This window comes from Bradyrhizobium sp. B097 (assembly GCF_038957035.1).
Lineage (GTDB): Bacteria > Pseudomonadota > Alphaproteobacteria > Rhizobiales > Xanthobacteraceae > Bradyrhizobium.
In genome coordinates this window covers 6,454,267-6,475,301 of the sequence record NZ_CP152412.1, presented here as the reverse complement: position 1 = coordinate 6,475,301, position 21,035 = coordinate 6,454,267, and the positions used below count along the sequence as shown (strand labels likewise).

Below are 21,035 nucleotides of genomic sequence, written 5' to 3'. Positions count from 1 at the left end.
AGAGGTGAAGAGAGGTTCGCCTCCGCCATCAACATTTCATTTTCCCGGCATTGGCTTGGGCGATAAGGTCCATCCTTGGGAGGGAGCGCCGGCTGCTGCCGGCGTTTGTGGCGATGTTGATGCAAACAAAAAGACAAACCGTGCTTTCGATATCCCTGGCCTTCGCAGCGATGCTCGCGGCGGCGCCGCTGCGTGCGCAGCAGGCGCCGGAAGCAAGCGGCAGCGAGATCCGTGTCGGCAACGTCATGCCCTACACCGGGCCGCTCGCGGCGTTCGCCACCATCGGGCGGGCGGAAGCGGCCTATTTCGACATGATCAACGAGCATGGCGGCATCAACGGCCGCAAGGTCAGGTTCGTCTCGGTCGATGACAGCTCCAATCCGAAGGCCGCGATGGAGCAGACCCGCGATCTCGTCGAGAAGCAGGACGTGCTGTTGATGTTCGGCTCGTTCGGCACGCCGAGCAATCTCGCCGTCCGGAAGTACCTCAACGAGAAGAATATCCCGCAGCTGTTCGTCGCCTCCGGCGACGAGGAGTGGGCCCATCCGAAAACCTTTCCTTGGACGATGGGCTGGCAGCCGACCTTTCGCGCCGAGGGGCGGATCTACGCCAATTACATCCAGGCCGCCTATCCCTCGCGCAAGATCGCGGTGCTGTGGCAGAACGACCAGTTCGGCCGCGATCTGTTCAAGGGGTTGCAGGAAGGGCTCGGCGACACCGCGGGCATGATCGTCGCCGATCTCGCCTTCGACGCCTCGGAGACCGCGATCCAGAACCAGATCGGAATCCTGAAAGGCTCCGGCGCCGATATCCTGGTGTTCGACGGCGCGCCGGCGATCGCGGCGCGCGCGATCCGCGTGGCGGCGGACCTCGACTGGCACCCGGTGTTCATCCTCGACAACGCGTCGGCCTCGATCGCCAGCGCGTTGCGGCCGGCGGGCCTGCAGAACTCGCTCGGCGTGATCTCGACCTCGTTCCTGAAGGACGCCGGCGATGCCTCCTGGAAGAACGATCCGCAGATCAAGGCGTGGGACGCCTTCATGGACAAGTACTATCCCGACGGCGACAAGGACGACATCTACGCCGTGTTCGGCTATGCCGCCGCCGACACGCTGATGCAGGTGCTGCGCCAATGCGGCGACGACCTGTCGCGCGAGAACATCATGCGGCAGGCCGCCTCGCTGAAGGACTACCAGAGCCCGATCGCGCTGCCCGGGATCGTGATCAACACCGGGCCGAAGGATTTCCGCCCGATCAAGCAGATGCGGCTGGTGCAGTTCGACGGCAACGCCTGGCAGCCGATCGGCGACGTGATCGAGAGCGCGTTCACGCCGGTGCGGGAGGATAATTGAGCTCGCGATCGTTGGGTTATTCGTCGTCCCGGCGAAAGCCGGGACCCATTACCCCAACTGCGAATTGTTTTGCTCCGCTGGGGCGATAATCCCTCTTACACCACGCAGCGGTGGTTATGGGTCCCGGCCTTCGCCGGGACGACGAAAAGCTACTTCTTCAGCCCGTAATTCAAGAGCCCGCCCTTGTTCTTCGGCGGATGGGCGCGCAGGCCTTCCTCGTTCGGCTCGGTGCCCCAACCCGGGCGATCGGGGATTACGAGATGGCCGTCGACGAACTCCGGCACGTGGGTGAACAACTCGTGGTCCCAGGCCAGCCGATCGATGTCGGTCTCCATGATGCGCAAATTCGGCACCGCGGCGCAGAAATGCGCGTTCATCATGGTGCAGAGATGGCCGTAGAAATTATGCGGCGCGACGTTGACCTCGAAATGCTCGGCGGCCGCGGCGATCTTCATCGACTGCCAGACCCCGTTCCACGGTGTGTCGATGATCGCGACATCCATCGCCTGCTCGGTGAAATAGGGCAGGAATTCGCGCAGGCCCAAAAGCGTCTCGCAGGACGAGATCGGGTGCGGGCTCTGGCGGCGGATGTAGCCGAGCGCCTGCGGGTTGAAGGTATCGATCTCGACCCAGAACATGTCCAGCTTCTCGATGGCGCGCAGGATCTTCAGATAACCCTCGGTCTTGGCGTTGAAGTTGAGGTCGAGCAGGAGATCGACATCCGGACCCGCGCCGTCGCGGATCGCCTCCAGATGCATGCAGAGATTGCGCAGCACAGTGCGGTCGATATTGATCTCGGGCTGGAACGGCGAGCCGAAGCCGGGCCGCCAGCCCTGCGGCTTGCCGTCGCTATAGACGAAGATGTTGGTCTTCATCGCCGAGAATTTCTTCTCGCGCACCTCGGCCCCGATCGCCTTGACGCCGTCGAGATCGGTGATTGCGGGCTTGTACCAATCCGGATGATTGATGCGCCAGGTCGCGCAATGCGACCAATAGACCCGCACGCGGTCGCGGATCTTGCCGCCGAGCAGATCGTAGCAGGGCACGCCGAGCGCCTTGGCCTTGACGTCGAGCAGCGCGTTCTCGATGGCCCCGAGCGCCAGCGCCACCACGCCGCCTGCGGCGGGGCGCGTCGCGGCGAACAGCTCGACGTAGATCCGCTCGTGCTCGAACGCGTTCTTGCCGACCACCCGCGCCGACAGCCGCTCGATCGCCGCAGTCACACCGGGCGCGCCAAAGCCCTCGTCATATTCGCTCCAGCCGACCAGCCCGTCTGACGTCGTCACCTTGACGAAATGATAATTCCGCCAGCCGGCATCGCAGGCGAGCGTCTCGACGCTTCTGATGGTGGTGGATTTGCTCATGGTTTCCTGCCCGGCGTTTGTTGGTGTTGAAGAGAGCACAGTAGCGGATCGAGCAATGCGTCAACCGCACGGCGGCAGACCGTCAGCGCACGCTTGTTGCAAAGTGCTGCGGCAATCCAGTGAATTCCGTCAAGCGGAAGAAAATTCCACTTGCATCACACAGTCGGCGCGGCTTCAAGTTCACGCAACAAGAAACTGAATCAGCCGATGGCATCGGCTGGTCATTTTGTCGCGAGGAAGCGTGATGGGTGCGTTGTCGCATCTGCGGATAGTCGAGATCGGAAGTGCAGCGGCGACGAGCTATTGCGCGCGGCTGTTCGCTGATTTCGGCGCCGATGTGCAGAAAGTCGAGCCGCCCGCGGGCGATCCGCTTCGCCGCACTGCGCCGCTGACGCCGCAGGGGCACAGCGCATGGTTTGCGTTTCTCAATTTCAACAAGTCGAGTGTCGTGCTCGACGAGAGCGACGCGGGCGCCACGTTGCGCCTGCGCGAGCTGATTGCCGGCTGCGACATCCTGCTCGACGGGCGCGGCATCGATGCGGCCAATTGTCCCGGCCTCGATCTCGATGCGATCAAGCGGAACAATCCCGGCCTGATCCATCTCGACCTCGCCTGGTTCGGCGACCGCGGTCCCTATGCCAATTTCGCCGCGACCGATTCCACGATCCGCGCGCTGACCGGGCTTGTGAAGCTGGTCGGACCTGCGCAGGGGCCGCCGATGCACGCGCCGGATTTCCAGATCGGGATTCTCGGCGGGCTGTGGGGCTTCATTGCGGCCGCCTCGTCGGTGCTCGGCCGCATGCAGGATGGGCGCGGGCGCGAAAACCATCTCAGCCTGTTCGAGGCCTCTATCGCCGTCACCGAATACATCATGTTCGAGGCGTTCCAGCGCGGCGACATCATGCGGCGGATCGGCGTCAACCGGTTCTGGCCGACCTTTCCGGTCGGCATCTACCAAACCAAACAAGGCTGGCTCGGCGTCACCACGGTGACCCCGGCGCAATGGCGCGCGTTCTGCGAGATGCTTGATCTCACCGATCTGCGCGATGATCCGACATTGGTCATGGGCGTCGACCGGCTGCAACGCGTCGCCGAGATCGAAGGCAAGATCCTGCCGAAGCTGAAGCAGCGCACCGCGCAGGAATGGTTTGCCGAGGGTCTCAAGCGCAAGATCCCGATCGTGCCGGTGCCGGAGATCGCGGATCTCATCGCCGATGAAGAGAAGCGCGCCCGCGGAGCCATCGTCCCGATTGCGGTCGGCGACGAGACCGGCTTTTCCGCCGGTACGATGCAGCGGCTAACGGGAACGCCACCACTCCGCGGTGGCCGGGTGCCTGATCTCGGCGAGCAGCAGGCGAGGCCCGAGGCCACGCCGCGCGTACAAGCGCCGAAGCCGGCTCCGACCCATCGCCTGCCGCTCGAGGGCATCCGCGTCGTCGATTTCTCGATGGGCTGGGCCGGGCCGATCTGCACCCGCACGCTCGCCGATCTCGGCGCCGACGTCATCAAGATCGAGGCGACCCAGTATCCGGACTGGTGGCGCGGCGTCGACCGCCGCCCGGCCTATGTGCTGGAGCAGATGTACGAGAAGTCGGTGCGCTACTGCATCATGAACCGCAACAAGCGCGGCATCACGCTCGACCTGACCCGGCCGAAGGGGCTTGCACTGGCGAAGCGCCTGCTGGCCGATGCCGACCTCGTGGTCGACAATTATTCGGTCGAGGTGCTGCCCAAGCTCGGTCTCGGCTACGAGGTGCTGAGCAAGATCAATCCGAAGCTCGTGATGATGTCGATGTCGGCATTCGGCGCCGGCAGCGTGCATCGCGACTGCCGCGCCTACGGCTCGACCCTGGAGCAGGGCTCCGGCCTGCCCAGCGTGGTCGGCGATCCCGGTGGTCCGCCAGTCATGAGCCATACCGCGTTCGGTGACGCCGTCGGCGGCCTCAACGGCGCTGCCGCGGTGCTGACCGCGCTGATCCACGCCAAGATGACGGGGCAGGGCCAGTTCATCGACCTCGCGCAGATCGAATGCATGATGCCGTTCGCCGCGCCCTGGATCGTCGCGCATTCGGTCGATGGCAAGCAGCCTGCGAAATACGGCAACCGCCATCCGGATTTCGTGCCGCATGGCTGCTTTCGCTGCGATGGCGATGACAACTGGATCGTGGTCGCGGTATCCGATGACGCGATGTGGCCAAGGCTCGCACGGCTGCTCGGCCGCGAGGACTGGGCGACGGACGAGACGCTCAAGTCGGCCGCGGGCCGCCGCACCATTGAAACCGCGATCGAGGCTGCGATCACGGCCTGGACCTCGGCACGCGATCCGGACGCGGCGATGGCCGCGCTGCAATCGGCGGGTGTTGCATCCGGCGTCGCGCGGCTGCCGATCGATCTCCTTGAGGACCCGCAGCTCGACGCCCGCGGCTTTATCCAGCAGGTCGATCGCGCTTTCATCGGCAGACATCCGCAGCCGTCGATGCCGTTCCGCGAGGGCGATGCGCCATTCGCGATCCGCTCGGTGCCGCCGACGCTCGGCGAGCATAATCGCGAGATCCTGTCGGGCATGCTCGGCCTCTCCGACGCCGAGCTGGAAGAGCTCACCCGCGAGGGCATTATCGGCACCGCGATGCTGATGGAGGAGCAGCTGGTGGAAGCGAAGAAGCGGGCGGCGGGTTGATGGGGGCAGGCCAGCCGGCACAGCGCAAGGCGGAGGGTGCGCGCGACGGCGCGCGGCCGCTGCTGTCTGTGCGCGGGCTCGGCATCCGTTTCAAGACCGCGCAGGGCATCTGGCAGGCGACGCGCCGGATCGATTTCGACATCGCGCCCGGCGAGCGGGTCGGCATTGTCGGCGAAAGCGGCTGCGGCAAGACCATCACCGGCCTCTCGATCCTGCGGCTGTTGCCGGGCAACTTTGCCGGGCTCGATGGCAAGATCCTGTTCGACGGCACCGATCTCGCCTCCTGCAGTGCGCGGCAGATGCGCGCGATCCGGGGCAAGCGGATCGCGATGATCTTCCAGGAGCCGATGAGCGCGCTCGATCCGGTGTTCACCGTCGGCCACCAGATCGCGGAGACGTTGCGCGTCCATACCGATGTCAGCTACGAGGAAGCGCGTGCGAAAACGCTGGAGATGCTCCGCCGTGTCGGCATCGCCTCGCCGGAGCGGCGGATCGACGACTATCCGCACCAGCTCTCAGGCGGCATGCGCCAGCGCGTGATGATCGCGGCGAGCCTGATCTGCGGGCCGCAGCTGCTGATCGCGGACGAGCCGACCACCGCGCTCGACGTCACCGTGCAGGCGCAGATTCTCGAGCTGCTGCGCGACATCAGCGAGACCTCGAAGACCGCGCTGATGCTGATCACCCACGATCTCGGCGTCGTCGCCGAGACCTGCACGCGGATGATCACGATGTATGCCGGCGAGGTGATCGAGGACGCCACCGTCGACGAGGCGCTGGTGCGGCCGCTGCATCCCTATACGTCGGGGCTGTTACGCTCGCTGCCGCATCTGAGCCCGCGCCATGGTCGGCTGCCGTCGATCCCGGGCCGGGTGCCGTCGATCGCGGAGATGCCGGCGGGCTGCCGCTTCCGTGCCCGCTGCGCCCATGCCGCGAAGGGCTGCGAGGCCGAGCAGAAGCTGCAGGACGCCGGCGGCGGCCGCAAGGTGCGCTGCTGGCGCTTTGCCGAGCTCAATTTGCCGGGCGCGCTGCATCCGCCCGATGCGCCGGCTGGTGCGAAGGTCGCGACGCAATGACCGCAGCATCCGCTGAACAGCGCGGCGAGCCCATCGTCTCGGTGCGCGACCTCCAGGTCCGCTTCCAGACCTCGGACCGGCGCGCCACCGTGAAGGCGGTCGATGGCGTCAATTTCGACGTCCGCCGCGGCGAGACGTTCGGCATTATCGGCGAATCCGGATCGGGCAAGACCACGATCGGCCGCGCGCTGGTGTTTCTGCTGAAGCCCAGCGCCGGTGCCATCCTGCATGATGGCATCGATCCGACGGCGCTGTCGCGCCAAAAATTCCAAAGCCATCGCCGCGACTACCAGATCATCTTCCAGGATCCGAACGCCGCGCTGAACCCGCGCATGACCATTCTGGCCTCGGTGCTGGAGCCGCTGGAGCTTGCCCGCGTCGGCGACCGCGCCGAACGCGAGCGGCTAGCCCGGGAAGCGCTTGAGCGGGTCGGCCTGCCGCAGGAATTCGGCGAGCGCTATCCGCACCAGCTTTCCGGCGGCCAGAAGCAGCGCGTCGTGATCGCCCGCGCGCTGACGTTGAAGCCGAAATTGATCGTCTGCGACGAGGTGGTGGCCGCGCTCGACATGTCGATCCGCGGCGACGTGCTCAATTTGTTTGCCGATCTGCAGCGCGACCTCGGGCTGACCTACGTCTTCATCACCCACGACCTTGCCGTGGTCTCGCATATCAGCGAGCGCGTCGCGGTGATGTATCTCGGCCAGTTCGTCGAGCTCGGGCCGACCGAAGAGGTCGCCGAGCGCCCGCTGCACCCCTACACCATCGCGCTGCTCTCGGCCGAACCGCGGCCGCTGCCATCATTAATGCGCGAGGCGCAGCGGATCGTGCTGCAGGGTGAGGTGCCGAGCCCGATCGATCCGCCGTCGGGCTGCCGCTTCCGCACCCGGTGCCCGCACGCGCAGCCGCTCTGCACCGAGCGTGTACCGGAGTGGCGCGAGCTGAAACCCGATCACTGGGTGGCCTGCCATTTCGCCGACCGCCCGAATTATTTGCCCAACGTACCGGAGACGACGCCATGACGATGACGACACGACGCGAGGCCATGGCGCTGATCTCGGGCGCACTCGCCAGCACCACGCTCGGCGGCCGCGCGTTTGCGCAAGGCACGCCGAAGAAGGGCGGCACCTTGCGGATCTCCGCGCCGGCCAACCCGTCGAGCCTCGATCCGGCGACCGGCGGCGCCGGCTCCGACCACGCCTTCCTGTTCACGATGTACGACACGCTGGTCGAGTGGGATTTCGAGACGCTGAAGCCGAAGCCGGGGCTCGCCGAAAGCTGGAAGTTCACCGATCCCAATACGCTGGTGCTCAATATCCGTGCCGGTGTCAGCTTCCATGACGGCACCCCGCTCGATGCCGAGGCCGTCAAGTTCAACCTCGATCGCAACCGGGGCGATGCGAAGTCGAACATCAAGGCCGACCTGCTCTCGGTCGCCTCGGTCGAGGTCACCGGACCGCAGCAGGTGACACTGAAGTTGAAGACGCCGGATACCGCGCTGCCCGGCATTCTCTCCGATCGTGCCGGCATGATGGTGTCGCCGACGGCGCTGAAGGCGGCCGAGGACGGCGTCGTGACCCGCAAGCCGGTCGGCGCTGGCGCCTACGCCTTCGTGAGCTGGGCCGACGGCGAAAAGATCGTGGTCAAGCGCAACGAGAAATACTGGAAGCCGGACCGGCCGTTTCCCGACGCGATCGAGTTCTCGATCATTCCCGAGCTCACCACCGGCGCGCGCTCGGTCACCGCCGGGCAGAACGATCTGATCTATCAATTGCCGCCGCGGCAGAAGGCGATCATCGAGCGCGCCTCGAGTGTCAAGGTGGTGAACGGCCCGACGCTCTATGTGTTCCAGATCTTCCTGAATTGGGCCAGGCCGCCGTTCGACAATGTCAAGGTCCGCCAGGCGCTGAACTTTGCGATCGACCGCGAGTCCTTCGCCAAGGCTGCGCTCGCGGGCCTTGCCGAGCCGGCCTACATGAACCTGCCGAAGTCGCACTGGGCTTATGATGCCGACGTGGCCAAGCTCTATCCCTACGATCCCGACAAGGCCCGCAAGCTGCTCGCCGAGGCTGGCTTCAAGGAGGGCACCCCGATCGAGATCGGCGGTTACACAGATCAAGATTCGGTGCAGCGCGAGGAGATCCTGATTGAGCAATTGCGTAAGGCCGGCATCAACGTGCGTTTCGTCAACGGCACGGTCGCGGAAGCCTCTGCTGCCTTCTTCGGTCCGGAGAAGAAGGGGGCGGGGTTGTTGTCGGCCTGGACCGGGCGGCCCGACCCGAGCCTGACCTATTCGCTGATGTTCACCAAAGACGCCTATTACAATGGCGGCCGCGCCCCGGTGCCGCCGGAACTCGAGGCCGCGATCAAGGAATCGCGTGCGTCCGAGGATATCGAGGTCAGGCGCAAGGCCTTCTCCACCGTGCAGCGCCTGGTGATGGAGAACGCCCTCGTCGTGCCGCTGGCGTTCCAGTTCGAGCTGGTCGCCATGAACAAGAAGGTACAGGGCTATCGGCCCAATCTCCTTGGCAAGCCGAAATACGACGACGTCTGGCTCGAAGGCTGAACCATGGCACGACGGTCACCAGTCAAGGTCATCGGCAGCCGCCTGGTGCAGGCGCTGCCCGTGATCCTGCTCGCGACCTTCATGGTGTTTGCGCTGCTCAAGCTGGTGCCCGGCGACATCGCCGTGACCCTGGCGGGCGACAACGCGACCGACGCACGGATCACCGAGATCAGAAAGATCTACGGCCTCGATCGGCCGTTCCTGGTGCAATATGGCAGCTGGCTCGGCCATGTCGCGCAGGGCGACCTCTCGCAGTCGCTGCTGACCGGCGAGAGGGTCGCGGTCTCGATCGGTCGCGCCTTTCCGAACACGCTCTTGATCGTCGTGATCGCGCTGCTGCTGGCGCTGGTCACGGGGATTCCGATGGGCGTGATCGCCGCGATCAAGCCGAACGGCTGGGTCGACAAGCTGATCAGCATGATCGCCTCCCTCGGTGTCGCGGTGCCCGGTTTCTGGCTCGCGATGATTTTGGTGGCGGAGTTCTCGCTCAAGCTGAACTGGCTGCCGGCGACCGGCGCGAAATCCTTCAGCGCCTCGCCGATCGATGCGATCCGGCACGCGCTGCTGCCTGCCATCGCGATCGCGGCCTACGGCATGGCCGAGGTCGCGCGCCAGCTGCGCGGCGCCTTGCTGGAGGTGCTGTCGTCGCAATATGTCCGCACGCTGCACGCCAAGGGTCTGTCGATGTCGCGGATTCTCTGGCAGCACGGCCTGAAGAACGTCGGCGTCAATCTGCTGACCATCATCAGCCTGCTGGTCAACCGCATGCTGGCGGCGACCGTCGTGATCGAGGCGGTGTTCGCGATTCCGGGCCTCGGCAGCCTGATTGTGCGCGGCGCGATCCAGCGTGATTTCCCGATCGTGCAGGGCGTGGTGTTCACCATGGTGGTGGTCGTGATCGCGGTGAATTTGATCACCGACCTGCTGTGTGCCGCGGTCGATCCGAGGATCGAGCAATGACCGACACGGCGCTCGCTCCGCTCAAGGCTCCGGCCAGGCCGACGCGGCTGGGCCGCTTCATGCGCTGGCTCGCCGGCGACCTGCGCGCCGCGTTGTCGATCCTGGTGCTGGCGGTGCTGGTCGTCGTCGCGATCGGCGCGCCCTGGATCGCGCCCTATGCGCCGACCGCGCAGGACGTCAACAACATGCTGGCGCCGCCGGGGCCGTTGCATCTGCTCGGCACCGACGACCTCGGCCGCGACATCTTCTCGCGGCTGATCTACGGCGCGCCGGCCACGGTTTATGCCAGCCTGCTTGCGGTCGGCGTCGCGGTTCTGATCGGGCTGCCGGTCGGCCTCGTCGCCGGCTATTTCGGCGGCTGGATCGACGACATCATCAGCCGCATCATCGACACTTTCCTGTCGTTCCCCGCGATTGTGCTGGCGATCGCGGTCACCGGCGCGCTCGGCATTGGGCTGACCAACGGCATGATCGCGATCGGCATCACGATGTTTCCGGCGCTGGCGCGCATCGTGCGAGCCCGCACGCTGATCGTGCGGCAGGAGCTCTATGTCGATGCCTCCAGAGGCTTCGGTGCGCCGACCTGGCACGTGTTGTGGCGGCACGTGCTGCCGAACACGCTGCAGCCGGTGATCGTGCAGGTGACGCTGCTGCTCGCCGCGGCGCTCCTGGCCGAGGCCAGCCTGTCGTTCCTCGGCCTCGGCATCCAGCCGCCGGACCCGAGCTGGGGCGCCATGCTGGCGCGCGCCTATCAATATATGGAAATCGCCCCGGAGCAGATGTATGCGCCGGGCCTTGCCATTCTCGTCGTCTCCCTGGCGTTCAATGCGCTCGGGGAATCCTTGCGTGTCGTGCTCGATCCGACCATGAAGGATCGCTAGAGCATGATCCGGAAAAGTGGGTACCGGTTTTCCGATCAGATCATGCTCAAACAAAAGAGCCTTTGGTGAAATGATCATGTCGTTCAAGAAATTGCTGATTGCCAACCGCGGTGAGATCGCGATCCGCATTGCCCGCGCCGCGGCCGAGAGTGGCATCGCGACGGTCGCGATCTATCCCGCCGACGATGCCGCCTCGCTGCACGTCCGATCCGCCGATGCGAGCCATGAGATCCCCGGCCGTGGTGCCCGCGCCTATCTCGACATCGAGGCTGTGATCGCGGCAGCGAAGGCCACGGGCTGCGACGCGCTGCATCCGGGCTATGGTTTCCTCAGCGAGAACACCCAGCTGGCGCGGCGCTGCGCCGAGGAGAAGATCATCTTCGTCGGTCCGTCGCCGGAGGCGCTCGATTTGTTCGGCGACAAGGCCAAGGCAAAGGCGCTGGCTAAAAAGTGCGGCGTGCCGATTATCGCCGGAACGTCCGGTGCAACGACCCTGGATGAGGCAAAAGCCTTCTTCGCCTCGCTCGGCGCCAATGCCGCCGTGATGGTCAAGGCGATCGCCGGCGGCGGCGGGCGCGGCATGCGCGTGGTCGAGGATTTGGCGAAACTCGATGAAGCCTACGCGCGCTGCCAGTCGGAGGCCAAGGCGGCGTTCGGCAATGACGCCGTCTATGTCGAGCGGCTGATCCGCAAGGCGCGCCATATCGAGGTGCAGATCATCGGCGATCGTCATGGTGCGATCAGCCATCTCTGGGAACGCGAATGCACCATCCAGCGCCGCAACCAGAAGCTCATCGAGGTGGCGCCGAGCCCGTCATTAAGTGAGAGCCTGCGCGCGCGCATCATCGAGGCGGCAAAGCAGCTCGCCTCAGCCGCGCGCTATGACAATCTCGGCACCTTCGAATTCCTGGTCGATGACGAGGCAGAGGAAAGCAAAGGCGAGGGCGCCTTCGCCTTCATCGAGGCCAATCCGCGGCTCCAGGTCGAGCACACCGTCACCGAGGCGGTGCTGGGCATCGACCTCGTGCGGTCGCAACTCGCGGTCGCCGCCGGCGCGCCGCTGGCCTCGCTCGGGCTGGCGCAATCGGCCGTGCCGTTGCCGCGCGGCTATGCCATGCAGCTGCGCGTCAACATGGAGGTGATGGACGAGAAGGGCGTGACGAAGCCGACCGGCGGCACGCTGGCCGTGTTCGACCTGCCCTCCGGCCCCGGCGTCCGCGTCGATACGTTCGGCTATTCCGGCTATCGGACCAGCGCCGCGTTCGACTCGCTGCTGGCAAAAGTCATCGTGCATTCGCCGAGCCCGAAATGGACCGATGTGGTCCACAAGGCGTCGCGTACCTTGCGCGAATTCCGCATCGGCGGCGTCGCCACCAACATCCCGTTCCTCGGCGCGATCCTGGCGCACCAGAGTTTTGGGCGGAACAAGATCAGCACCAACTTCATCGATACCCACGTGGCGGCGCTGGTCGGCGTAGCCAGCGATCTCGCCGCACCATTGATCGAAGTGAACGAGGCGGCCGCGACCAAGGCCGTCGCCACCGAGGCGGCGCCCGAGGGATCGCTCCCGGTGCCGGCGCCGTTGCAGGGCACGATCGTGGCGATCGAGGTCGCGGAAGGTGATCTGGTTCGTCCTGGCCAGCAGATCGCGGTGCTGGAATCGATGAAGATGGAGCATCTCGTCACGGCGCCGCATGGCGGCCGGGTGACGAAGATCGCGGGCGGTCCCGGCGTCACCCTGATGCATGGCGAGCCGATCCTGTTCCTGGAGCCGGCCGAGGTCGATGGTCACGCCGCGGAGGAAGCGGCGGCAATCGATCTCGATCACATCCGCCCGGACCTCGGCGAACTGATCGCGCGCAAGGCGATCACGCTGGACGAGAACCGTCCGGCCTCGGTCGAGCGCCGCCGCAAGACCAACCAGCGCACCGCGCGCGAGAACATCGCGCAGCTGGTCGATGAAGGCTCGTTCGTCGAATACGGCTCGCTCGCGATCGCGGCACAGCGCCGCCGCCGCAAGGTCGAAGACCTCATCAAGAACACGCCGGCCGACGGGTTGATCTCGGGCGTCGCCACCGTCAACGCCAAAGATTTCGGCGCCGACGGCGCGCGCTGCATGGTGATCTCCTACGACTACACCGTGCTCGCCGGCACGCAAGGGCATATGAACCACAAGAAGATCGACCGCATGCTCGGCCTTGCCGAGCAGTGGCGCATGCCGCTGGTGTTCTATGCCGAGGGCGGCGGCGGCCGGCCCGGCGATACCGACCGGCTCGGCATGACCGGGCTCGACGGCCCGTCCTTCGTGCAGTTCGCCAAGCTCTCGGGCCTCGTGCCTGTGGTCGGTGTGGTCTCGGGCTATTGCTTTGCCGGCAACGCCGCGATGCTCGGCGTCTGTGACGTCATCATCGCCACCAAGAATGCCTCGATCGGCATGGGTGGCCCGGCGATGATCGAGGGCGGCGGGCTCGGCGTCTATCATCCCGCCGAGGTCGGCCCGGTCTCGTTCCAGTCGCCGAACGGCGTGATCGACATCCTGGTCGAGGACGAGGAAGAGGCGACGGCGGTTGCGCAGAAGTATCTGTCCTACTTCCAGGGCACGGTGCAGCACTGGACGGCGCCGGACCAGCGGCTGCTGCGCCGCGCGATCCCGGAAAATCGCTTGAGGGTCTACGACATCCGCAACGTGATCGACCTGATCGCCGACGAGGGCTCGGTGCTGGAGATCCGGCGCGATTTCGGCGTCGGCATGATCACGGCCTTCATCCGCATCGAGGGAAAACCGTTCGGCCTGATCGCCAACAATCCGAAGCATCTCGGCGGCGCGATCGACGCCGCGGCCGGCGACAAGGCCGCGCGCTTCATGCAGCTGTGCGATGCCTTCGACATCCCGATCGTCTCGCTGTGCGACACGCCGGGCTTCATGGTCGGTCCCGAGGCCGAGAAGACCGCGATCGTTCGCCATGTCGCGCGGATGTTCGTCACCGGTGCCAGCATCACGGTGCCGCTGTTCGGCGTCGTGCTGCGCAAGGGCTATGGCTTGGGGGCGCAATCGATGATCGGCGGCGGCTTCCATGCCTCGTTCTTTACGGTGGCGTGGCCGACCGGCGAATTCGGCGGCATGGGCCTCGAGGGCTATGTCCGCCTCGGCTTCCGCAAGGAGATGGAGGCGATCGCGGACCCGGTGGAGCGCGAGAAGTATTTCCAGACCAAGGTCGCCGAGCTCTACGCCAACGGCAAGGCGGTCTCGATCGCCTCGGTGCTCGAGATCGACGAGGTGATCGATCCCGCCGACACCCGGCATTGGATCATGGCCGGCCTCCGCTCAGTGCCGAAGCCCGAGCCGCGCACGCACCGCAAGCGGCCGTGTATTGATGCGTGGTAGGGTGACGGGGCAACAAACTCGGTGTCGTCCCGGCGAAAGCCGGGACCCATAACCACCGCTGGTCATTGTTGCACGGTGCTGGGGCCACAGCCTCCTTCAACAACCCAACCCTGTGGTTATGGGTCCCGGCCTGCGCCGGGACGACGGCGGTGGGTGTGGCTCGCGCTTCGCCTCAATACGCACGCTAGCCCAACCGCAACTCCGCATAACCCTGTGCCGCGACCTCATCGCACCGCGCGCGATAGGCCGGCGCGCTGCCGCTGTAGCGGGCGACGATGCGGGTCTGCTTGCCTTCGACGTTGCGGTTGATGCCGGTCATCCAGGAATCGACCTCGTTGGACAAAAGCCCGACGCCGAGCGCCTTGACGTGATCGGTCCAGCCGGCCGTGCCTTCGGGCGTGGCGTCGAGGAAGGTCAGGCCGTTCGCTTTCGCAAAGCGGAGCAGGCCGGTGACCCAGTCGACGCTGTATTCGATGCTGCGCGGGATGTTGCCGAGCGCGGTGTGCGGGCCCATCAGCATCATCATGTTCGGGAAGCCGTCGACCATCAGCCCGAGATAGGTTTCCGGGCCCTGCGTCCACTTCTCCTTCAGCCGCGCGCCGTGGGCGCCGCGGAAATCGATCTTGTCGAAGCTGCCGGTGATGGCATCGAAGCCGGTGGCGTAGATGATGATGTCGAAGGCGTAGTCCTTGTCGCTGGTGCGGATACCCTCGGGCGTGATCCGCTCGATCGGCGTCTGCTTCAGATCGACCAGCTCGACATTGTCGCGGTTGTAGACCTCGTAATAGAAGGTCTCGAGCGGCAGCCGCCGCGTGCCAAAGCCGTGGTTGGTCGGGATCAGCTTCTCGGCGACCGCCTGGTCCTTCACGCGCTCGCGGATCTTGCGCGCGACGAAATCGCTGATGGTGGCATTCGCCTTGCGGTCGATCAGGATGTCCTTGAAGTTGCCCTGCCAGATGCCGAAGCCGCGCTCGCCATAGAGCTTCTCGTAAAACGCCTCGCGCTCGGCGTCGCTGACCTCGAACGCGCCGCGCCGGTCAGGCGTATGCACGAAGCAGGCGAAGGTCTCCTTGCAGCGCGCAAAGATCTCGGGATAGCCGGCCTTGATCTTGGCTTGCGTCTCCGCATCGATCTTGCCGTTGTGCAACGGTGCCGCCCAGTTGGCGGTGCGCTGGAACACGGTGAGGTGGCCGACCTCGCCGGCGATGGTCTGGATGGTCTGGATGCCGGTCGCGCCGGTGCCGATCACGGCGACGCGCTTGCCGGCAAAATCCACCTTCTCTTTCGGCCAGCGAGCGGTGTGGAACGACTGGCCCTTGAAATCGTCGCGGCCCTCGATGCGCGGCAGGGTCGGCGTCGACAACGGGCCGATCGCGGTGATCAGGAATCGGCAGCTATGGCGCGCGCCGCTTTGCAGCGTGATCTGCCAGCTCCGCGCGTCGTCCTGGTAGATCGCCGACGTGACGCGGCTTTCGAACTGGATGTCGCGGCGCAGATCGAACTTGTCGGCGACATAGTTGCAGTAGCGCAGGGTCTCGGGCTGGCCGGCAAAATGCTCCGACCATTCCCATTCCTCGAGCAGCTCCTTCGAAAACGAGTAGCCGTAGGAATAGCTTTCGGAATCGAACCGCGCGCCGGGATACCGGTTCCAGTACCAGGTGCCGCCGACGCCGGTGCCGGCCTCGAACACGCGCGCCGAGAGGCCGAGCTCGCGCAGCCGGTAGAGCTGGTACATGCCGGACAGGCCGGCGCCGATGATGATGACGTCGTAGTCCAGCGCAGTCCTCTCGGGGCTGTTGTCCTGGCGCAATGCGGCCACCTGTCGTCGCTCCCTGATCGATCGATTGCCGGCGAGGCTAACCGGTCTGACCGCTGCCGACAAACATCGAACAGCGGGGCAGCCATCGCGATTTGCCGGGTGCGTCGGCCTGCGCGCATTCCGCGCGGCGGACTGTCCCCCCGCGGCTTTACTCAGCCGCGGGATTTCCTCTATCGTCGACCCGACAAGACGATCGCCCGCCAAGCGGCGACGGAACCTGTGGGAGTGAAGCGATGGGAGAGGCGCTGCGCAAGCCGACGTCAACAGACGTCAGCAACCCCCGACTTTATCAGGATGACACCTGGCGGCCGCTGTTCGCGCAGCTCCGCCGCGACGATCCCGTGCATTATTGCGAGGCCTCCGCCTACGGCCCGTACTGGTCGGTGACGCGCTACGACGACATCTTTGCGGTCGAGCTGGACCACCAGAACTATTCCTCGGCCTCCGAGCTCGGCGGTATCCAGGTCGCTGACCAGCCGAAGGGGCAGGAGCGGCCGAGCTTCATCCGCATGGATCCGCCCGGCCACACCGCGCAGCGCCGCACGGTCGCGCCGATCGTGGCGCCGTCGAACCTCGCCAATTTCGATGGGCTGATCCGTAAGCGTACCTCGGCCGTGCTCGACGCACTGCCGCGCAACGAGACCTTCGACTGGGCCGAGCGGGTCTCGGTCGACCTCACCAACATGATGCTGGCGACGCTGTTCGATTTTCCCGCAGAGGACCGCGCCAAGTTGACCTGGTGGTCGGATGTCGCGATCGCCAATGTCGAGTCCCCCGACGCGGTCGTGCATTCGGAGGCTGAACGCACCATCGAGCTGGTCAAGATGGGAGAATATTTCCGCAAGCTTTGGGACGCGCGGATCGATGCGCCGCCGACCTTCGATTTGATCTCGATGCTGGCGCATTCTGAAGCGACGCGGAATCTGGAGCCGCGCGAGTTCATCGGCACGATCGGGCTCCTGATCGTCGGCGGCAACGACACCACGCGCAATTCGATGTCCGCCGGGCTGATGGCGCTGTGCGAGAATCCCGAGCAGTTCGAGCTGGTCCGCGGGAGGCCGGAGCTGATCCCGAACCTGGTGTCGGAGACCATCCGCTACCACACGCCGGTTCTGCATATGCGCCGCACCGCGCGCAACGATGTCGAGCTCGCCGGCAAGCGGATCAGGAAGGGCGACAAGGTCGTGATGTGGTACATCTCCGGCAATCGCGACGAGGACAAGATCGAGCGCGCCGACGAATTCATCATCGACCGCGCCAAGCCGCGCCAGCATCTCGCCTTCGGCGCCGGTGTCCACCGCTGCGTCGGCGACCGCCTCGCCGAGCAGCAATTGCGCATCCTCTGGGAGGAGGTTTTGGCGCGCGATCTGCGTTTTGAGCTGATGGGCTCGCCGCAAAGGCTCTATTCCAATTTCATCCGCGGTATACGAAGCTTGCCGGTGAGAATCGTCAATTGAGCCGCATCACCCCCGTCATTGCGAGCGAAGCGAAGCAATCCATCGTGCGTCATGCGCGGAAGCATGGATTGCTTCGTCGCTCCGCTCCTCGCAATGACGAAAGAGGACATACCAGGAAACAAGAATGAAGAACGATCCCGTTGACGTCCTGATCATCGGCGCCGGCGCCTCCGGCGCCGCGATAGCCTGGAGCCTCGCCGATACCAAGATGCATATCCTCTGCCTCGATCAGGGCGGCTGGATGAACCCTGCCGAATATCCGAGCACCGGGCGCGACTGGGAGGCGAAATTCTACGGCGAGTGGTCATCCAGCCCGAACGTTCGCCGCCGGCCCGAGGACTACCCGATCAATGACGACAACTCGCCGATCAAGGTCGTCAACTTCAACGCCGTCGGCGGCTCGACGGTGATGTACACGGCGCATTGGCCGCGGCTGCATCCCTCCGACTTCAAGGTGAGGACGCTTGACGGCGTCGCCGACGACTGGCCGATCGACTACGACGCGCTCACCCCGTTTTTCGAGGAGAACGATCGCATGATGGGCGTCTCGGGCCTGTCGGGCGATCCGCTGTCGCCGCTCAGCCATCCGCCGATGCCGCAGCAGCCGCTCGGGCTGTCAGGCCCGCTGATCGGCAAGGCCATGAACAAGCTCGGCTGGCACTGGTGGCCGTCGGACACCACGGTCGCGACGATGGACTACGAGGGCAGGGCGCGCTGCATCAATCTCGGCCACTGCACGCCGGCCTGTGCCCAGGGTGCCAAGGCCTCGACCGACATCACCTACTGGCCGCACGCGATCCGCGCTGGGGTCGAGGTCAAGACCCATTGCCGGGTGCGCGAGGTCCTGACCAACGAGCACGGCATGGCCTCGGGCGTCGTCTATTACGACAAGGACGGCGTCGAGCAATTCCAGCCGGCCGAGGTCGTCATCATCGCTTGCAACGGCGTCGGCACGCCGCGGCTGCTGCTCAATTCGGTGTCGGGAAAATTCCCGAATGGCCTCGCCAACTCGTCGGGCCTGGTCGGCAAGAACCTGATGTTCCATCCCTACGCGCAGGTCTACGGCTTCGTGAAGGAGCCGACCGACAGCAACCATGCGCCGCCGACCTGCCTGTGGAGCAAGGAATTCTACGACACGGATCTGTCGCGCGGCTTCGTCCGCGGCTACGGCATCCAGTTCGGCCGCGGCGCCGGGCCGGTGTTCGAGGCGGTCGCGAGCGAGCAGAAGGGCATCCTGCCCTGGGGTGGGGATCATCACCGCGTGTTCCGCAAGCTCAACGGTCATCGTCTCGCGGTGTCGGCGATCTGCGAGGATCTGCCGGAGGAGCATAACCGCGTCACGCTCGATCCTGATCTGAAGGACAGCCACGGCATCCCGGCGCCGAAGATCGACTACACGATCAGCGCGAACAGCCGGAAGATGATGGATCACGGCCTGGCGCGGGGCCGGGAGATCCTCGAGGCCGCCGGCGCCACCGACATCTGTATCAACGATCCGATCCCCTGGGGCGGTTGGCATCTGCTCGGCACCGCGCGAATGGGGACCGATCCCGCGCGCTCGGTGGTCAACGAATGGGGCCGCTCGCACGACGTGAAGAACCTCTTCATCGTCGACGGCAGCATCTTCGTCACCTCGGGTGGCGTGAACCCGACCTCCACCATCCAGGCCCTCGCGCTCTACATCGCCGACCAGATGAAGCAGCGCCTCGCCAATCTGTTCGACTGAGACCGACATGTCCGATGCAAAACAACTGACCGCAGCCCAGCGCGCCGATCTGCGCACCGTTGCCGCGATGATCGTTCCCGAAAGCGCCGAGTACAAGGTACCGGGGGCTGATGATGCCGTGATCCAGGCCGACATGCTCGCCACACTCGGCCGCGACACCGCGCTGGTCGCGCAGGCGCTGGATCATCTGGCGCAGCTTGCGGGCAAGCCGCTCGCCGAACTCGACGAGGCCAGGCGCGATGCGGTGGCGCGGGAGTTTCGTAGCCGTGGCGGCGCTGCCGCGGCGACGCTCGTCCGCGTCGTGCTGCAATGCTACTACCGCGACGACCGCGTGCTGCGCTCGCTCGGCCTCGAGCTGCGCGCGCCGTTCCCGAAGGGCCACGTGCTGCCGGACGGCGACTGGTCGCTGCTCGACCCGGTCAAGGCGCGCGGCGGCACGCTGCGACGGGCGACCTAGCCGATCGGGCAGGTGCAGGGCGGGGCGGGGGCGTAACCACTTGCAGCGGCGGGAACCGGTCACCATTTGAGGTGACCAAAGGACTCTCGCCATGCTGGATTTTACCTCAGATGTCGCTGCTGACACGCCGTCATCGCGGGCGGCTGATGCTGCTCAAACCGATGACCGGGCGTTGCTCGACGCCTATTCCAATGCCGTGATCGACGTCACCGACCGCGTCGGTCCCGCGGTGGTCCGCGTCGAAACCGGACCCAGGGTGCGCAACGCGCGCGAGCGCGGCGGGCTCGGCTCGGGCATCGTGATCTCGCCCGACGGCTTCGTGCTGACCAACAGCCATGTGGTCGGATCGTCGAAGGAGATCCGCCTGCGCGACACCGAGGGCTTTGACACCGATGCCCATGTGCTCGGCGTCGATCCCGACACCGACCTTGCCTTGCTGCGGGCGGATGGCGCGCGCGACCTGCCTTACGCTTCGCTCGGCAACTCGAAGACACTGCGGCGCGGCCAGCTGGTGGTCGCGATCGGCAATCCGCTCGGCTTCGAATCGACGGTAACCGCCGGCGTGGTGTCGGCGCTCGGCCGCTCGATCCGTTCGGTCAGCGGGCGCACCATCGAGGACGTGATCCAGACCGACGCCGCGCTCAATCCCGGCAATTCCGGCGGGCCGCTGGTGTCCTCGAAGGGCGAGGTGATCGGGATCAACACCGCGATCATCAACGGCGCGCAGGGCATCTGCTTTGCGGTCGCCAGCAACACCGCGCAGTTCGTGTTGTCGGAGATCATCCGCCACGGCTATGTCCGCCGCGCCTATATCGGCGTTGCAGGCCAGACTGCGCCGGTGCCAAGGCGGCATGCGGTGCTCGCCGGCGTCGAGAACAAGATGGGTGCTCTCCTGATGCAGATCGAGCCGGACAGCCCGGCAGCGCGCGCCAGCCTGTTGCCCGGCGACGTCGTCATCAGGCTCGACGGCGTCGAGATCCACGGCGTCGACGACCTGATCCGCGCGCTCGATCACAGCCGGATCGACCGGACCCTGTCGCTGGACGTACTCCGCCTCGGCCGCCTCCGCGCGATCGAGATCCACCCGATCGAGCGGAAGCCTGCGAAGCAGTGATCCTGGGCCCATCCGCGCGCGAGATGCACCCTCTCCCCTCATGTCCGCCGTAGCCTTGGCGAAGGCGGATGTGGGAGAGGGTCGCTTCGCGCAGCGAAGCGGGGTGAGGGGTCTGCCTCCGCGATCTCATCTGTGGAGAGAACCCCTCATCCGGCGCTTCGCGCCACCTTCTCCCACAAGGGGAGGAGGGAAGAAGGGCTGCGG

14 protein-coding genes are annotated in these 21,035 nt (G+C 65.7%); 12 read left to right on the top strand and 2 right to left on the bottom strand.

Annotated elements, in window-relative coordinates; all coding sequences use genetic code 11:
* Positions 1-119 precede the first annotated feature (119 nt).
* Positions 120-1,352 carry an ABC transporter substrate-binding protein gene (locus tag AAFG07_RS30030; protein ID WP_342723374.1) on the top strand — a complete coding sequence of 411 codons (1,233 nt, stop codon included), beginning with the start codon at positions 120-122 and terminating at the stop codon, positions 1,350-1,352.
* Positions 1,353-1,501: 149 nt separating this feature from the next.
* Here the strand turns inward: AAFG07_RS30030 and AAFG07_RS30025 are convergent, their stop codons facing one another.
* Positions 1,502-2,716, bottom strand: a complete 1,215-nt coding sequence (locus tag AAFG07_RS30025; protein WP_342723373.1) for a mandelate racemase/muconate lactonizing enzyme family protein — start codon at positions 2,714-2,716, stop codon at positions 1,502-1,504.
* Positions 2,717-2,960: 244 nt separating this feature from the next.
* On the opposite strand from AAFG07_RS30025, the gene AAFG07_RS30020 reads away from it, so the two are divergent.
* The 7 genes from AAFG07_RS30020 to AAFG07_RS29990 all read left to right on the top strand — a co-directional run bounded on the left by AAFG07_RS30020 (position 2,961) and on the right by AAFG07_RS29990 (position 14,258).
* The gene (locus tag AAFG07_RS30020; RefSeq protein WP_342723372.1) at positions 2,961-5,393 is read left to right on the top strand and encodes a CoA transferase; all 2,433 of its coding nucleotides are present in this window, start codon (positions 2,961-2,963) and stop codon (positions 5,391-5,393) included.
* Positions 5,393-6,469 (top strand): ABC transporter ATP-binding protein, encoded by a 1,077-nt coding sequence (locus AAFG07_RS30015; protein WP_342723371.1) that lies wholly within the window; start codon positions 5,393-5,395, stop codon positions 6,467-6,469. Before AAFG07_RS30020 ends, AAFG07_RS30015 begins: the two co-directional genes overlap by 1 nt.
* Entirely contained in the window at positions 6,466-7,488 is a 1,023-nt protein-coding gene (locus tag AAFG07_RS30010) for an ABC transporter ATP-binding protein (RefSeq protein ID WP_342723370.1), read from the top strand. The genes AAFG07_RS30015 and AAFG07_RS30010 overlap by 4 nt, the downstream gene beginning before the upstream one ends.
* A complete protein-coding gene (locus AAFG07_RS30005) occupies positions 7,485-9,032 on the top strand; it encodes an ABC transporter substrate-binding protein (protein ID WP_342723369.1) in 1,548 nt (515 codons plus the stop codon). Before AAFG07_RS30010 ends, AAFG07_RS30005 begins: the two co-directional genes overlap by 4 nt.
* 3 nt (positions 9,033-9,035) lie before the next feature.
* Positions 9,036-9,992 carry an ABC transporter permease gene (locus AAFG07_RS30000; protein ID WP_342723368.1) on the top strand — a complete coding sequence of 319 codons (957 nt, stop codon included), beginning with the start codon at positions 9,036-9,038 and terminating at the stop codon, positions 9,990-9,992.
* Positions 9,989-10,873, top strand: coding sequence for an ABC transporter permease (locus AAFG07_RS29995; protein ID WP_342723367.1), 885 nt, complete (start codon positions 9,989-9,991; stop codon positions 10,871-10,873). The genes AAFG07_RS30000 and AAFG07_RS29995 overlap by 4 nt, the downstream gene beginning before the upstream one ends.
* A 76-nt stretch (positions 10,874-10,949) precedes the next feature.
* On the top strand, positions 10,950-14,258 hold the full coding sequence (locus tag AAFG07_RS29990; protein ID WP_342723366.1) for a carboxyl transferase domain-containing protein: 3,309 nt from the start codon (positions 10,950-10,952) through the stop codon (positions 14,256-14,258).
* 184 nt (positions 14,259-14,442) lie between these two features.
* Here AAFG07_RS29990 and AAFG07_RS29985 read toward each other — a convergent pair whose 3' ends face one another.
* Positions 14,443-16,077, bottom strand: a complete 1,635-nt coding sequence (locus AAFG07_RS29985) for an NAD(P)/FAD-dependent oxidoreductase (protein WP_342723365.1) — start codon at positions 16,075-16,077, stop codon at positions 14,443-14,445.
* A 233-nt stretch (positions 16,078-16,310) separates the two neighbouring features.
* On the opposite strand from AAFG07_RS29985, the gene AAFG07_RS29980 reads away from it, so the two are divergent.
* The 4 genes from AAFG07_RS29980 (at position 16,311) to AAFG07_RS29965 (ending at position 20,831) form a co-directional block, all read left to right on the top strand.
* On the top strand, positions 16,311-17,534 hold the full coding sequence (locus AAFG07_RS29980) for a cytochrome P450 (RefSeq protein ID WP_342723364.1): 1,224 nt from the start codon (positions 16,311-16,313) through the stop codon (positions 17,532-17,534).
* A gap of 124 nt (positions 17,535-17,658) precedes the next feature.
* The gene (locus tag AAFG07_RS29975; protein ID WP_342723363.1) at positions 17,659-19,260 is read left to right on the top strand and encodes a GMC family oxidoreductase; all 1,602 of its coding nucleotides are present in this window, start codon (positions 17,659-17,661) and stop codon (positions 19,258-19,260) included.
* A gap of 7 nt (positions 19,261-19,267) precedes the next feature.
* Positions 19,268-19,717 (top strand): hypothetical protein, encoded by a 450-nt coding sequence (locus AAFG07_RS29970; protein WP_342723362.1) that lies wholly within the window; start codon positions 19,268-19,270, stop codon positions 19,715-19,717.
* 91 nt (positions 19,718-19,808) lie between these two features.
* Positions 19,809-20,831, top strand: coding sequence for a trypsin-like peptidase domain-containing protein (locus AAFG07_RS29965; RefSeq protein WP_342723361.1), 1,023 nt, complete (start codon positions 19,809-19,811; stop codon positions 20,829-20,831).
* Positions 20,832-21,035 lie beyond the last annotated feature (204 nt).

What these genes read in the sequence shown, in the direction of transcription:
- AAFG07_RS30030 (WP_342723374.1), top strand. Translation starts at nt 120, where the DNA reads ATGCAAACAAAAAGACAAACCGTGCTTTCGATATCCCTGGCCTTCGCA.
- AAFG07_RS30025 (WP_342723373.1), bottom strand. Translation starts at nt 2,716, where the DNA reads ATGAGCAAATCCACCACCATCAGAAGCGTCGAGACGCTCGCCTGCGAT.
- AAFG07_RS30020 (WP_342723372.1), top strand. Translation starts at nt 2,961, where the DNA reads ATGGGTGCGTTGTCGCATCTGCGGATAGTCGAGATCGGAAGTGCAGCG.
- AAFG07_RS30015 (WP_342723371.1), top strand. Translation starts at nt 5,393, where the DNA reads ATGGGGGCAGGCCAGCCGGCACAGCGCAAGGCGGAGGGTGCGCGCGAC.
- AAFG07_RS30010 (WP_342723370.1), top strand. Translation starts at nt 6,466, where the DNA reads ATGACCGCAGCATCCGCTGAACAGCGCGGCGAGCCCATCGTCTCGGTG.
- AAFG07_RS30005 (WP_342723369.1), top strand. Translation starts at nt 7,485, where the DNA reads ATGACGATGACGACACGACGCGAGGCCATGGCGCTGATCTCGGGCGCA.
- AAFG07_RS30000 (WP_342723368.1), top strand. Translation starts at nt 9,036, where the DNA reads ATGGCACGACGGTCACCAGTCAAGGTCATCGGCAGCCGCCTGGTGCAG.
- AAFG07_RS29995 (WP_342723367.1), top strand. Translation starts at nt 9,989, where the DNA reads ATGACCGACACGGCGCTCGCTCCGCTCAAGGCTCCGGCCAGGCCGACG.
- AAFG07_RS29990 (WP_342723366.1), top strand. Translation starts at nt 10,950, where the DNA reads ATGTCGTTCAAGAAATTGCTGATTGCCAACCGCGGTGAGATCGCGATC.
- AAFG07_RS29980 (WP_342723364.1), top strand. Translation starts at nt 16,311, where the DNA reads ATGGGAGAGGCGCTGCGCAAGCCGACGTCAACAGACGTCAGCAACCCC.
- AAFG07_RS29975 (WP_342723363.1), top strand. Translation starts at nt 17,659, where the DNA reads ATGAAGAACGATCCCGTTGACGTCCTGATCATCGGCGCCGGCGCCTCC.
- AAFG07_RS29970 (WP_342723362.1), top strand. Translation starts at nt 19,268, where the DNA reads ATGTCCGATGCAAAACAACTGACCGCAGCCCAGCGCGCCGATCTGCGC.
- AAFG07_RS29965 (WP_342723361.1), top strand. Translation starts at nt 19,809, where the DNA reads ATGCTGGATTTTACCTCAGATGTCGCTGCTGACACGCCGTCATCGCGG.